The organism is Bacillus sp. ES1-5, from assembly GCF_022487605.1.
Taxonomy (GTDB): Bacteria; Bacillota; Bacilli; order Bacillales; family Bacillaceae_G; genus Bacillus_A; species Bacillus_A wiedmannii.
In genome coordinates this window covers 199,309-213,148 of record NZ_JAKVPU010000007.1, presented here as the reverse complement: position 1 = coordinate 213,148, position 13,840 = coordinate 199,309, and the positions used below count along the sequence as shown (strand labels likewise).

Genomic DNA, 13,840 nt, shown 5'->3' with positions numbered 1-13,840 from the left:
ACAACTCGGGATAGACTTCAATAAAACAGTGCGACATGGAAAAGATATTTTATTTGTATCTTAAGTGTTCCCTTAAATGATATTACACTTAAATTCTTAGCTTAATAGCAATGGGATAGCACCACATGCCTATCAACCTAAGAAAATAAATCAACCCCATGTCCATCAAGCTAGTAAAATTGACATCCCCAGAGTAAAAATGTAAAAAATTATTGTTTAGGGGCAGCATAAAACCTTAGTTTGATAGCGATATGGCGCTACTCATAAAAAAAGAAATAGGAGAGAATATCCTATTTCTTTTTATTAATATAATAAAATGAAATGAATAGATCCAAAGTAATGATAATAATTAGAAGTAACAAGTGTATAAGTGCATCAGTTTTTCCGTTTAGTAAAGACTTTACAAAGAAATCCCATTCTGTTTCGTAGGGAGGTTCTACCCAATTTCGTTGCAGACCTAATACCATTCCATTTATAAAATAGACAATACTTAATAGAATTCTTCCAACAAATAAGGCAGCTGTTTTTATATTCCAATCCTTTATCTTGATTACATAAAGGATTGGAAATAGTATCAGTATCCAAAAAACAATAATAAAGACTGTATTTCCCATTCTCTCCTAACAAAATGATTGTGTTTTTAATCTTGGTAAATTCTTAGGTTGGAGGTATGTTTCATTGTTACTGGTTAAAAACAAGGGCCGGAATTCCGGCTCCTTTTCTATCCTGCAAAATAAAGGTTTGTTTTATCTCTCAGTCTCAAAAAACTCAATCCATTCTCCATCAGGGCCAGCGAAGAATATGTAACGTGTTCCATCTGGTAATGTTTCGATTTCCTCTCCTAGTAAAAATGTTACGCCGTGTTTTTGTATTCTTTCAATTTCATCCTCTAATGAATCCACTTTAAAGCAAATGTGATGTACTTTTCCTTCTGCCGGAAGAGAAGAGTTATAACCTTCAATGAGTTCGAGTATCGTTTCCTTCGATTCTTCCACACCTAAAAAAGCGAGTTTTAAGTCTGGATTCGGGTGCCCCATACGTTTAATGAGCTGTAAGCCGACTACTTCTTCATAAAATGAAATAGATGTTTCTAAGTTTGCAACCATAAGTCCAACGTGTTCAATTCTTCTAACTGGCATGTAGATTCCTTCTTTCTGAAAATTATATACAATATGTTATTGAAAATTAAGAAAATAAGCAAGATAAAAACCTTACAAATTTTAGCGTATTATATGGTATAGTGAGAAAGTATGTTTGGGGAGAAGGAAGGAGATTATACGATGAATACACCTACTCAAACTCCTTCATTATCGGCAACGATGAAAGAGTGGCATTATGCATTAGCGTATGAAATTAAACATTGGAAAACGATAGGTGGTAGTAAAATTTCTATCATGAACGGTCGTTTTTTATATACAGATTATGAAAGTACAGTATACGTATTTCAGCTTATTTCCGAAGTAAGCTTACCGGAAGGTTCACCAATTCGCATTGAGTTTGATGGTGAGGAAGCGACAGGAGAAGTATTATCTGTACATGGATTAGAAATAGAACTGAAATTAAATGATTATATACAAGGTGAAATACGAGAAGCTGTTTTATACAGTGAACCGTGGCAATTGTTAGAGCAACTACAAGAGCGATTGAAAGAGGCACATAAAGATAAGTTAAAACGTAATCGTATAAAGCGTCTTGTTGATGGGACGAGCAGTCCGAAGCATATTGAGAAGATGAAAAATCCGAAAAATGAATTGGCGTATCGTTCGTTTTACAATCCGACAACGTACGTGTGGGGACCACCTGGAACAGGGAAGTCTTACAATTTATCACGTATCATTTCGGCGCATTATCAAAAAGGAAAATCGGTACTTGTATTAGCTCATAGTAATGCGGCAGTAGACGTATTAATGAGTGAAGTAACGAAGCAAATTGAGAAGAAAAAGAAATGGACGCCTGGCGAAATTGTTCGTTACGGTTATAGTCAACATGAACATATACGAAATCATGAAACATTACTTACGTCGAAGCTAGTTGAAACGACGAACGGATCTTGGGGAGAAGAAAGACTCTATTTAGAAGAAACACGACAAGATCTTCGTGAAAAGATTTTATCATATAAAGCGACTTCTGCTGATAAGAAGCGTATACAAGAGATTGAAAGTGATCTTCGAAAGCAAAAAGCGAAAATTAAAGAAGTAGAAAAAGAATACATTGAAAATGCAAAAGTAATCGGCGCAACTTTATCGAAATGTGCCATTGATTCACTTATTTATGAGCGTACATTTGATTTAGTTGTCGTAGATGAAGTGAGTATGGCATATGTTCCGCAAATTGCATTAGCTGCTTCACTTGGAAAACGTATTGTCGTTTGTGGTGACTTTTTACAGTTACCTCCGATTGCGATGGCAAACCATGAACTCGTTCGAAAATGGCTCGGGGAAGATATGTTTTACCATGCCGGAATTGTTGAGTCTGTCAATAAATCAGAAGCACATCCGAACCTCTTTATGTTGCAGGAACAAAGACGTATGCATGCGGATATATCGAAGTTTACAAACTCATTTATTTATAAAAATAGAGTATATGACCATGCATCTGTTTCAGAGCGTAAAGAACTTGCGCAATTGCAACCGTTCGCAAGTGAAGCGAGTGTTTTATTTGATACGAGCTTAATGGGAGCTTTTTCGTTAAAAGACGCTGCTTCAGGATCTCGTTTTAACATTATGTCTGGTTTAGTAGCGATGCAAATGATGTTAATCGGATTGTTAGACGGTGTTCAGTCGATTGGTGTTGTGACACCTTACAGGGCGCAGTCACGCTTTTTATCGACGTGTATTAAAGAAATGTTGCAGAGAACGAAATATCAAAACATACCAGTTTTAGCGGCGACGGTTCATAAGTTTCAAGGTTCTGAAAGAGATATGATGATATTTGATACGGTTGATAGTTATCCGCAAGAACGACCTGGCGTGTTATTCTTTGACCATAAAAATCATCGCCTCGTCAACGTTGCAGTGACAAGGGCGAGAGGCAAGTTCATTCAATTATCAGATTGCCATTATATGCGTAAAAACCTTTCGAGAAAACAAGCGTTATCACAATTAACAGCTCATATAGAACGTCACGGAGATGTGTATGATCGCACGACATCAAGACAATTGTGGGAGCGGAAAATTTCGAAACGTTTACGCTGGTTTATGGAAATGAATCTTGAAGAGCCGAAAGGGCTATTAAAAGATATTTTAGCCGCAAAACGAAAAATTATTATTTCACTTCCAAGTACAAAACAAGTGGATAAGCGAGTATGGCAAGCGTTAATGCGTACAAATGCGCAAATAACAGTGTATAGTGATGGACCAGCTCCGTTAAAAAATGTAAAGTTACAAAGACAAAATAAAGCATTCCCGTTTATCGTAATCGATGATGAAATCTTTTGGGCAGGAGCACCGCTCACATCTCAAATGATGTTTGAAGGTAGTATGGAATTTCCGTACGTATGTGCAAGATTACAAGCACCGGAAACAATTGGTGTGTTAAAAGGATTTTTAGATATTCGGTAAATTCGGATAGGAATTCCTTGACTTTTAATCGGAATGAACTTAGAATGAATGTAATTTAATATAATTTTATGAAAATTCTTATCGTGAGAGGTTGAGGGACTGGCCCTATGACACCTCGGCAGCGGATTCCTTATGAATACTGTGCCAATTCCAGCAAGGTAACTTGAAAGATAAGAAAGAAGCTCATTTTGACTGTATATGCAGAAGCCTCTTTCTATCTTTTAGAAAGAGGCTTTTTTATGTGAAAATATAAGGGGGAAGAAAAATGGGAGCGACAGGAGTAACGTCACAAAGAAAAACAATTGAAGAGAGTATTGAAAGAAATAAGGAAAGGTACATAGAAACAAGTCACGATATTCATGCGAATCCGGAGATTGGTAACCAAGAGTTTTATGCATCAAGAACGTTAAGTTTATTACTAGGTAGTGCAGGGTTTCAGCTGCAGCACAATATAGCTGGACATGAAACAGGATTTATCGCGCGAAAAAGTTCAGGAAAACAAGGACCAGTCATCGCATTTTTAGCTGAGTATGACGCTTTACCAGGACTCGGCCATGCGTGTGGTCACAATTTAATTGGCACAATTAGCGTTGCGGCAGCGATTGCATTATCAGAGACGCTTGAAGAAATCGGCGGAGAAGTTGTCGTATTCGGTACTCCGGCTGAAGAAGGAGGGCCAAACGGTAGTGCAAAATCGAGTTATGTAAAAGCAGGTTTATTTAAAGATGTTGATGCGGCGCTTATGATTCATCCGAGCGGAAAAACAGCGACAACGAGTCCGTCACTAGCAGTCGATCCACTTGATTTTCACTTTTACGGAAAAACAGCTCATGCCGCAGCTTCACCGGAAGAAGGGATTAACGCATTAGATGCGGTTATTCAGTTGTACAACAGTATTAACGCACTTCGCCAACAACTTCCGTCAGATGTGAAAATTCATGGCGTTATTACTGAGGGTGGAAAAGCACCGAATATTATTCCTGACTATGCCGCAGCAAGATTCTTCATCCGCGCAGCAACGCGAAAAAGATGTGCGGAAGTAACAGAAAAAGTAAAAAATATCGCACAAGGAGCAGCGTTAGCAACAGGCGCAAAAGTAAAAATTCATCAATTCCAAAATGAAATCGATGAACTACTCGTAACAAAAACATATAACGACATCGTAGCCGAAGAACTAGAACTACTAGGTGAAGACGTAAACCGAAAAGAAAGACTGGGTATCGGTTCAACCGACGCAGGAAACGTAAGTCAAGTCGTACCGACCATTCACCCGTACATTAAAATCGGTCCAGATGACTTGATTGCGCATACGAATGAATTTAGAGAAGCGGCACGTTCAGAACTTGGAGATAAAGCGCTAGTTACATCGGCAAAAGCACTAGCAAATACAGCGTATCGATTAATTACGGAAGAAGGGTTGCTAGAGAAGGTGAAGGAGGAGTTTAGAGAGGCACAGAGGAATCAGGGATAAGGGGATTAAGGTGCTCTTTTCGAAGAGCAATCTAATTAATAAGTAGAGATATAAAAAAGAACATTGAAATATCAATGTTCTTTTTTATTTACTAATCATTGATTTTGTTGGTTTTTTTCAAGAAAGAGAAACTTTTACTGTTACGTATCCCTTTATCAGAACGACAATTTCTCCTCAAACTCACTCTTTAATACAATTAAAGGAGATGATAATCCAAATTGCATTAAAGAGTCTAAAAATGTAGCGAGAGAATCCATCGAATCGCTCATGACCTTCATCATATAATTAAACTCCCCGCTAATTCGATATAAATCTGTTACTTCAGGAGCGGCATTACAATATTGGATAAAATCAGAGCATTGGCTCGTTTTAAACATGATGAATGCTTGAATGTTTTTATTAATTTTGGAAGGCTCAAATTTCGTTCGGTAAGCCGCTATAACTCCTTGATCCTCAAGCTTATTAATACGCTCTTTTACAGCAGGCTGTGTCATGGATATGATCCGTCCTATTTCTGAAACGGAAATCCTCGCATTTTCATATAACAAGTTCATTATTTTGTGATCGATGTCATCCAGTTTTATTGCATTTTGCATTGGGTTATCTCCCTTGTTTTGTTTTCTAAAGTAAATTGCAATTTATAACTATAATATCATAAGTGAAGGAACTGAATTACCTATAAATCTATATTTAAAATGATTGGTGTTTGCATGAAAATATAAGTATAGGATTTATCAAACGGAAATTTAGGAAGGATGGAAAACATGAAGAATCTTGATGGGAAAGTAGCGTTAGTAACAGGGGCAAGTCGCGGAATTGGCCGTGCGATTGCGATGAGGTTGGCCAAAGACGGTGCATTAGTAGCGATTCACTACGGCCGAAATAAAACAGCTGCAGCTGAAACGATTAGTGAGATTGAATCTAATGGAGGGAAAGCGTTTTTAATTGAAGCTGAGCTCAATTCAATTGATGGTGTCAAAAAGCTAGTAGAACAATTAAAGAATGAATTACAAACAAGAATTGGTACATCAGAGATTGATATTTTAGTAAACAATGCAGGGATAGGTACACAAGGAACGATTGAAAATACGACAGAAGAAGTTTTTGATGAAATTATGGCCGTAAATATGAAGGCACCGTTCTTCTTAATTCAGCAAACATTACCATTACTACGAGCAGAAGGGCGCATTATCAACATTTCATCAGCTGAAGTAAGACTTGGTTTTACAGGATCCATTGCATACGGCTTAAGTAAAGGTGCATTAAATACGATGACACTGCCTCTAGCTAAACATCTTGGAGAAAGAGGTATAACAGTGAATACAATTATGCCTGGATATACGAAGACAGATATGAATGCAAAATTGCTAGATGATCCGGAAATACGAAATTTTGCTACAAACTCATCTGTGTTCGGACGAATAGGGCAAGTTGAAGATATTGCAGATGCAGTTGCATTCCTTGCTTCTTCTGATAGCCGCTGGGTAACGGGGCAGATTATAGATGTTTCTGGAGGGTTTTGTTTATAGGGGCACTACTCCATACCCATTAAGCTAACAAAGTAAATTACTAGATATGAAACGATCCTCGTTTCATATCTGGTGATGTATAGAAAGGTAGGGATAGGGATGCTAAAGAAGCCTATTCAAACGTGATTTTTTCGCTAGGCAACTTGAATAAGGGGGCTATTTTTCATTATTCGTAATCTAACATAATCAAATTTTATTTTACAGTAACAATAAAACAAAATTATTGACCGCGTGGTACAAAAAAGAGTATTCTATTCATGTTATCTTTAAAATGAGAGGAGGATACGATTGAATAAACGCGGCAGACCTCGAGAGTTTGATTATTCCTCAATTGTAGATGTTGCAATGAAAACATTTTGGTTAAGAGGATATGAAGGGTGTTCTACACAAGATTTATGCAGTGATACAGGACTTGGAAAAGGAAGTTTGTACAATACTTTCGGTAGTAAACATGAACTGTATAAACAAGTATTAGAACGCTACCATGAAATTGGGATTAAGGAACAAAGGAAATTGTTACATACTCCAATTCCAGTTAAAGAACGATTAAGTAATTTTTTTGAATGGGCATTGAAAGAAGACTTTCAGAATGTTGATCAAAAAGGATGTTTATTGATTAATGCCAGTATAGAACGTGCTAAAAACGATTTAATGGTACAAGAAATTTTCTCGAAGCATGTTGAACTTCTTAAACAAGCTATTGTAACAGTGATGGAGGAAGGATTGCAAACAGGTGAAATTTCAAAGAAGCAATCAGCTGAGGAATTAGCTAGTCTGCTTTTAAGCAGTTATTACGGATTCCGTGTTCTTAATGTATCGATGCAAAATTGGATGTTGTCTGAACAAGTTATCAAAGGAACAGTGGAGTCTATTTGTGGCGCTTAGTGCGCTCTTTTTTCGCACTATTTTTGTACCAATCATTACAATAATGAATAAGGAGTGTTTTTATGCCATCGATTATTTATTTATTAGCTTTAGCAATCTTTTGTATGACTACATCAGAATTTATGGTTGCAGGTATGATGAATGAACTTGCTCTTGCATACCAGGTTCCTGTATCATCTATTGGGTATTTAATTTCAGCTTATGCAGGAGCAATGGTAATAGGAGGCCCCATTTTAACTGCAATCCTTTTACGAATGCGCAGCAAACAAGCATTATTGTTTTTAATGTTCGTATTTTTAATTGGTCAATCGCTCGGAGCTATTGCTTGGAACTATGATATTATGATGATTTCACGTATTATAACTGGTATTGCTTCAGCTTCAGCTTTTGGAGTTGCGATTTCCTTTTCTGCGACATTGGTTCACTCTGATTCAAGGGGAAAAGCTGCATCAATTGTACTTGCAGGTTTAATGTTCGCAACTGTATTAGGTTTACCTATAACAACCGTTATTTCCCAATCTTTTGGCTGGCGTATTAGTTTTGGGGCTGTTTCTGTTCTTGTGCTAGTATCAGGGCTTATGATTCAACGGTTGTTACCATCATCTTCAAATAAAGAGCAATTAAATTGGAAAGACGAACTTCTGCGATTTAAGAATATTCATCTTTGGGCAGCGTACGTAACAAGTATGTTCATTATTGGTGGCACGTTTGCAGCATTTAGTTATTTCACTCCGATCTTTACAAATGTCACAGGCTTTTCAAGAGCAAGTATTCCATATTTACTTGCTCTCTATGGTAGTGCGACGGTAATTGGGAATATAATAATTGGCAAGTTCGCTGATAAATTTACAATGAAAATACTTATGGGTGGATTAATTATATTAATCATAGCGTTGTCTTTATTTGCTTTAAGTGCAGAGAATAAATACATTGCAGTGATTTCTACGATTTTTATTGGTTTAACTGGTGTAGCATTGAATCCAGCTATGGTTGCGAGGGTGATGAAAACAGCTAGTAATGGAATAATGATAAATACCGTTCATAGTTCTTTTATTACGCTAGGTATTGTTATTGGTTCGTCACTAGGTGGTCTTGGGATCAGTAAAGGATATGGTTTTGTATCTCCGCTATGGATTGGAGCTTGTTTAGCTATCCTTGGGATAATTTCATTATTCCCATATTTACATAAAGGAAAGGCAGATTAAGATGTTTAAAATTTCTTTATATGGGGGAGCACCATATCACCATCAAGCTAAAATTTTCATATCCCCCTAAATTAAAATTTTCTTTCTCTACAGATAGCTATTTTGAGAAGCCGCTCATTTTTTCGTTTTGGGGGCATTTCCTTTTCTTAAGTTGATGGGCATGTATGGTGACCCCTATTAGACGATAGTGAATGAACAATTTCGGGGTTCAGTTCAACTTTATTCAAAATAAGATTTTTTTGCAGTAAAATCAATGTTAGTGGAACTTTTTTAATCAAACTTTTTTCTAAATGAACATAAATACTTGCAATATTTAAATTAGTACTATATAGTTCTAGTTATGACGAAGGTAAAATTAATGAATCAAAAACGTGTGATTGAAGTAGCTGCAACATTATTTTTAGAAAAAGGGTTTGCTTATACAAGTATGGATGAATTAGTACGTGTAAGCAAAGTTTCAAAGTCTAATGTGTATTATCACTTTTCTAATAAGGAAGTATTATTAGAAGGGGTCGTTGATTATTGGATTGAAATGTATCAATCTGCAATTGATGACGTACTTTCTCAGAACCAATTTTTAGTTGAAGATCGTATCCAACTGTTTTTAAAGCAATTATCACAAGGAGTTCAGTCGAGAGAGTATAAGGGGAGCTGTCCATTTATTACTCTTTATATTCAAAGTCCTACACAGGCCACGCAAATAAAAGAAAAAATAGGTCTTTTTTTTATAGGATTACAAAAGAAAGTTTCTCTATTACTTAAACAAGGGGTAGAGAATGGAGAATTCAGAAATACGATTAATATTGATGAGGTTGCATCACTTTTTATTACAAATCTTGAAGGAGCGTTATTTATTTCAGAAACATTGAAAGATGCAACTGTAATCACGAAAACAGCAGATCATTTTTTAAAATTGCTTCGATAAAAGAAGCATTTTTTTTACATTAAATTAGTACTGATTAGTACTAAAAAGGAGATCTTATATGAGAACAGTATTTTTAATTGGTGGAACAGGCTTTATTGGAAAGCAATTAGTGAAAGAATTAGCCAAAGAGGATGTTAAAATTCTTCTTTTAGTAAGGTCGAAAAGTAAAGCAATACGCCTTTTTCAAGAAAGAGGCATCTTAAAAAAGGCAGTTATGCACTTTATTGAAGGTGATTTGACGAAAATAGATTTAGGTCTAAGTGCTGAAGATAAGGAGAGGGTATTGAAAACGGATGTGATTATTCACGCAGGAGGCCCCATGGATATTCAAGCGACAAGTAAAGAGGCAGCTTCCGTATTTTTAAATGGCGCCAAACACATTAGTGAATTAGCTAAAAGCATTCATCAATTGAAGGGCTTGCAACAATTTATTCATATTGTAGGTTATATGAGTCCCTTTGATGATAAAAATAGCAAGATTGCAATTGATGTGTTTAAAGAAGGAAACAATTATTTGAAAATGAAAAATCCATATGAGAGAACAAAATTTTTAGCAGATCTTTATATCCGTCACCAGGCATCAGCAGTAGGTTATCCGCTTTCTGTAATTAATCCGCCAACTGTAGTCGGTAGTAGTAAAACTGGGAGTACAGAGCAGATAGCAGGATTAGGTTTGCTTGTGATGAGTATGCGAAGAGGGCTCATGCCAATGATTCCTGGAGGTAAGGGATATAGGTTACCACTTATTTCAAACGATGAGCTTGCGAAGTTTATTGTGCAGGTTTTCAGATTGGAGCAACCGACTATTCAAACATATACACTTGTTGAAGACAAACAGCACGATCAGAACATTGCTGAATTATTAAGTATTATGTCGGAAAGTATGAATATGAGGGCACCAAAAATCTCTGTCCCAATGCCACTTATGAAAGCAATTATGAATAGTGGAGTAAGTAAAATAACAAAAATTCCTTCTGATGGACTGAATTTTATTACAAAACGAAAGTTTTCAAATGTTTCAGCGGAAAAAATTATGGGAGGAGATTGGTTTAAGAAGACGAGTGTAATGAAATTTTTCCCTGCCGTAGTAGCTGATCTGGATTATCGAATGATGCATCAAAATGGCCAGCATAATCATTTATTTAAACGAACATTATGCGATAACACTACCCTTTACCAATTACAAGGAGAGGGTAAACCGTTTATTTTATTACATGGTTTATTGAGTGATGGAGAGGATTTATTTCCTTTAGCACAAGAGCTTCATGAAAAAACTGGTCAACCTGTATGGATCTTGGATCTTCCAGGTTTGGGACGTTCTCCTTTTAAACGAGAGAAAAATCTTCTAGATATCTATTTGAATGTAGTGAAAAAGTTATTGGAGAAAGCTACTAATGGTGCACATCTAATTGGCCATTCATTCGGTGCGTTTATTCTTCTGGAAGCATTGGTACAAGAGTACATAGATAAGAAGTATGCAATCACTTTACTTCAGCCACCTGTTGCTAAAAAAAATGCTAAATCGCTAAATGTTCCTCAATTTATGAACAAATGGACATTAAAATTGGCAACTACTAATTTGATAGGGCGTTATTTATTAAGTAATGGTTTGTTTGAAAGTATGGAGAGTATCCCTGAACATTATATTGAAAAAATAAGTAACAGTTTTACTTCTCCTAGAATTTTAAATACTACGGTTCAGCTTAACAGTTTACTACTGAAAAACGATCAAGGTGATTTCAATGAAGTAACAAAGTATAATCTTCACATTATTTGGGGGGATTATGACAGAGGCTATTCTGCTCCAGCGCATCTTGGTAAGGTTGATTTTGTTCCATATGGCCATCATTTTCCTCTTAGCCATCCGAGTGAAACGGCAACATTAGTAATAAAAAATAGTAATACTAGCAGATGAGAGTGTGGGATAAATAAAAAGTGTGTAGTAAGATCGTTGTGTCTTTGAAATAAAATCGTACTGTTTGGGGCCCTACCCCATACCTATCAAGCTATACTGCTGAAATATCCCCAAAACGAAAATTTCATCCTTTCATAGTTGTCCATAGGATCTTAGGTCGATTTTCATTTTTGAGAAGAATACATTTCTCAAATTGATGGCAATATGGGTGGGAAATAATGTTACGATGTTTATAAAAAAGTAGTTAGACTAGTGTGTTTTACTTCGGTTCATTTCAAAATATAATTGAAAATTCATCTTTAAATTAAAAAAAGAAGGTGTTACCTTTATATATTAATAACTTCGAAATATTGTATAACAGATAATTTTATGCATTATTGATTAGCATTGCTTATTGTGCTAACGAATCAGGATAGTGTGGCGACCGACCGACTAAATAGTTGCTTATCCTCAATTATTAGAAGGGAAGTTCTATCATTTCGCGAATTGATTAGACATAGACGAGTGCTATAATTTTCTATATCTACATAAAGAGGTGACTACGCATGAATCAAAGACCGTCAGAAGAAGAATACGCCGGGAACTCCGGCGAATATATCCGTTTGGTGCCGGACGGTAACATCATCGACATTCTGCTTGCCCAGGAAAAGCAAATGACTGAGCTCCTGGCATCGTTGACCGAAAGCCAGGCCGCATATCGGTATGCGGAAGGAAAATGGACGCTGAAAGAAGTCGTGGGCCACATTGCAGACGCGGAACGCGTCATGACCTACCGCCTGCTCCGGTTCGCAAGAGGGGATCAGACGCCTCTGACCGGTTTCGATCAGGAATTGTTCCTGCCTCCTTTCGGAAGCTGGACAACGGCGCAATTGGCCGAAGACTACCGGGCCGTACGGCAAGCAACGATCACATTGCTGCGCGGGCTACCGGCGGAGGCATGGACCCGCAAGGGCACAGCCAACAACCTAAGCATTACGGCGCGCGCTCTCGCGTACGGCATCGCAGGACACGAACTTCATCACATGGGGGTCATCCGAAACAGGTACTTGAGTTAATCGTCGGCTGAGGTCTTTAGAATGGAACTAGCACCTCTCATACAACCTTAGATACCGTTCTTATTGGGGTCCCACCTCACAACCATCAACTTAAGGATTTAGACTGTTTTTGAAATTAAAAGCACGTTACTATTCTCTTATGTTACTGAGAAAGGGTGACGTGCTTTTTATGAATATGCACCAAAAACAAGAGTTATCTTTATTTGCCGAAGAGTTATATTGATTTTTTTCATTTGGAGGTATTTGTTTTTCTTAGCTTGATGGGGCACTACTCTATAATGGTCAAATTAAAATTTAAAACAGTTATAGAGACTCCATTCCTCGGAAATATTTTAACTATTAAGTTGTAAAAAGATATGATGCGAGGAAGTTTTTTTAATAAATCAAAAAAACTTGATGAATTAGTTGCATAAAGAACTAAACAGCGTATATACTATAAATATCAAAAAAAATTGATGAAGGGAGAGTGAACTACAGTGGCACAAGATTTTCAGCTCTATGAGAAAAAATTCAAAGCATTAGCGGATCAGAAGCGTTTAGAGATTATGTATGAACTTTGCCAGCGAGGCCAGACTTGTGTATGTGATTTAACAGAGATTTTTGAAATGACGCAATCTAAGTTGTCCTATCATTTAAAGATTCTATTAGATGCAGGTTTAATTGTAAAAGAAACAAAAGGTACGTGGAGTTATTATGATTTAAATGATGCGGAAGTAAACAATTTATTATCAGAAGAATTATGTTGTATCTTTAGAAAAACAGGCAAAGGTAGCTGCTGTTAAAATTTTGCACTATTAATCAAAAAAAATTGATTAATAACATATATATAGGAGGAATAAGCTATGAGATATGTTCACGTTGGTATAAACGTTACGAATTTAGAGAAGTCTATTGAATTTTATGAAAAGGTATTCGGTGTATCACCAGTTAAGGTGAAAGTAGATTATGCAAAATTTTTATTAGAAAACCCAGGTCTTAATTTCACGCTGAACGTACGAGATGAAGTGAAGGGAAATCAGGTAAATCATTTCGGTTTCCAAGTGGATATAGCTGAAGAGATTACATTACATAAAGAAAGATTAGAAAAAGAAGGTTTCTTTGCGCGTGATGAGATGGATACGACTTGTTGCTATGCGGTGCAAGATAAGTTTTGGGTAACGGATCCTGATGGGAATGAGTGGGAGTTCTTTTATACGAAAGCAGATAGTGATGTTCACAAAATAGAAGAGTCATCTTGTTGTACGACTTCAAATGAGGCAGCTAAAAATTCTTGTTGTTAATAGGAGATGGAAAAT

Annotated in this window: 13 protein-coding genes and 1 riboswitch; of the genes, 10 read left to right on the top strand and 3 right to left on the bottom strand. The window is 36.4% G+C overall.

The features are described 5' to 3' along the window. Positions 1-290: 290 nt before the first annotated feature. Positions 291-614, bottom strand: a complete 324-nt coding sequence (locus MKO96_RS21875) for a hypothetical protein (RefSeq protein WP_240588649.1) — start codon at positions 612-614, stop codon at positions 291-293. Between the two features lie 132 nt (positions 615-746). Beyond that, on the bottom strand, positions 747-1,139 hold the full coding sequence (locus MKO96_RS21870; protein ID WP_001145279.1) for a VOC family protein: 393 nt from the start codon (positions 1,137-1,139) through the stop codon (positions 747-749). 111 nt (positions 1,140-1,250) lie between these two features. Between MKO96_RS21870 and MKO96_RS21865 the strand changes: the two genes are divergently transcribed. Both MKO96_RS21865 and MKO96_RS21860 read left to right on the top strand, forming a co-directional pair. Beyond that, positions 1,251-3,560 (top strand): AAA domain-containing protein, encoded by a 2,310-nt coding sequence (locus tag MKO96_RS21865; protein WP_240588648.1) that lies wholly within the window; start codon positions 1,251-1,253, stop codon positions 3,558-3,560. A gap of 75 nt (positions 3,561-3,635) precedes the next feature. Further along, a riboswitch (SAM riboswitch) is annotated at positions 3,636-3,737 on the top strand. 88 nt (positions 3,738-3,825) lie between these two features. Further along, positions 3,826-5,031 carry a M20 family metallopeptidase gene (locus MKO96_RS21860; protein WP_240588647.1) on the top strand — a complete coding sequence of 402 codons (1,206 nt, stop codon included), beginning with the start codon at positions 3,826-3,828 and terminating at the stop codon, positions 5,029-5,031. Positions 5,032-5,186: 155 nt separating this feature from the next. On the opposite strand, the gene MKO96_RS21855 is transcribed toward MKO96_RS21860, so the two are convergent. Then, positions 5,187-5,627, bottom strand: coding sequence for an Lrp/AsnC family transcriptional regulator (locus MKO96_RS21855; RefSeq protein WP_071746572.1), 441 nt, complete (start codon positions 5,625-5,627; stop codon positions 5,187-5,189). Positions 5,628-5,795: 168 nt separating this feature from the next. On the opposite strand from MKO96_RS21855, the gene MKO96_RS21850 reads away from it, so the two are divergent. The 8 genes from MKO96_RS21850 (at position 5,796) to MKO96_RS21815 (ending at position 13,825) form a co-directional block, all read left to right on the top strand. Continuing rightward, complete coding sequence (locus MKO96_RS21850) at positions 5,796-6,560, top strand: SDR family oxidoreductase (protein WP_240588646.1); 765 nt, start codon at positions 5,796-5,798, stop codon at positions 6,558-6,560. Positions 6,561-6,848: 288 nt separating this feature from the next. After that, the gene (locus MKO96_RS21845; protein WP_240588645.1) at positions 6,849-7,445 is read left to right on the top strand and encodes a TetR/AcrR family transcriptional regulator; all 597 of its coding nucleotides are present in this window, start codon (positions 6,849-6,851) and stop codon (positions 7,443-7,445) included. A gap of 62 nt (positions 7,446-7,507) precedes the next feature. Next, a complete protein-coding gene (locus MKO96_RS21840; RefSeq protein WP_240588644.1) occupies positions 7,508-8,650 on the top strand; it encodes an MFS transporter in 1,143 nt (380 codons plus the stop codon). Positions 8,651-9,008: 358 nt separating this feature from the next. Continuing rightward, complete coding sequence (locus MKO96_RS21835; protein WP_016087243.1) at positions 9,009-9,575, top strand: TetR/AcrR family transcriptional regulator; 567 nt, start codon at positions 9,009-9,011, stop codon at positions 9,573-9,575. A 58-nt stretch (positions 9,576-9,633) separates the two neighbouring features. Then, positions 9,634-11,490, top strand: a complete 1,857-nt coding sequence (locus MKO96_RS21830) for an alpha/beta fold hydrolase (protein ID WP_240588643.1) — start codon at positions 9,634-9,636, stop codon at positions 11,488-11,490. Between the two features lie 545 nt (positions 11,491-12,035). After that, positions 12,036-12,545, top strand: coding sequence for a DinB family protein (locus MKO96_RS21825; protein WP_087981158.1), 510 nt, complete (start codon positions 12,036-12,038; stop codon positions 12,543-12,545). A 476-nt stretch (positions 12,546-13,021) separates the two neighbouring features. Continuing rightward, entirely contained in the window at positions 13,022-13,327 is a 306-nt protein-coding gene (arsR, locus tag MKO96_RS21820; RefSeq protein WP_000046014.1) for an arsenical resistance operon transcriptional regulator ArsR, read from the top strand. Positions 13,328-13,387: 60 nt separating this feature from the next. Continuing rightward, positions 13,388-13,825 (top strand): ArsI/CadI family heavy metal resistance metalloenzyme, encoded by a 438-nt coding sequence (locus MKO96_RS21815; protein ID WP_087981157.1) that lies wholly within the window; start codon positions 13,388-13,390, stop codon positions 13,823-13,825. Positions 13,826-13,840: the final 15 nt, after the last annotated feature.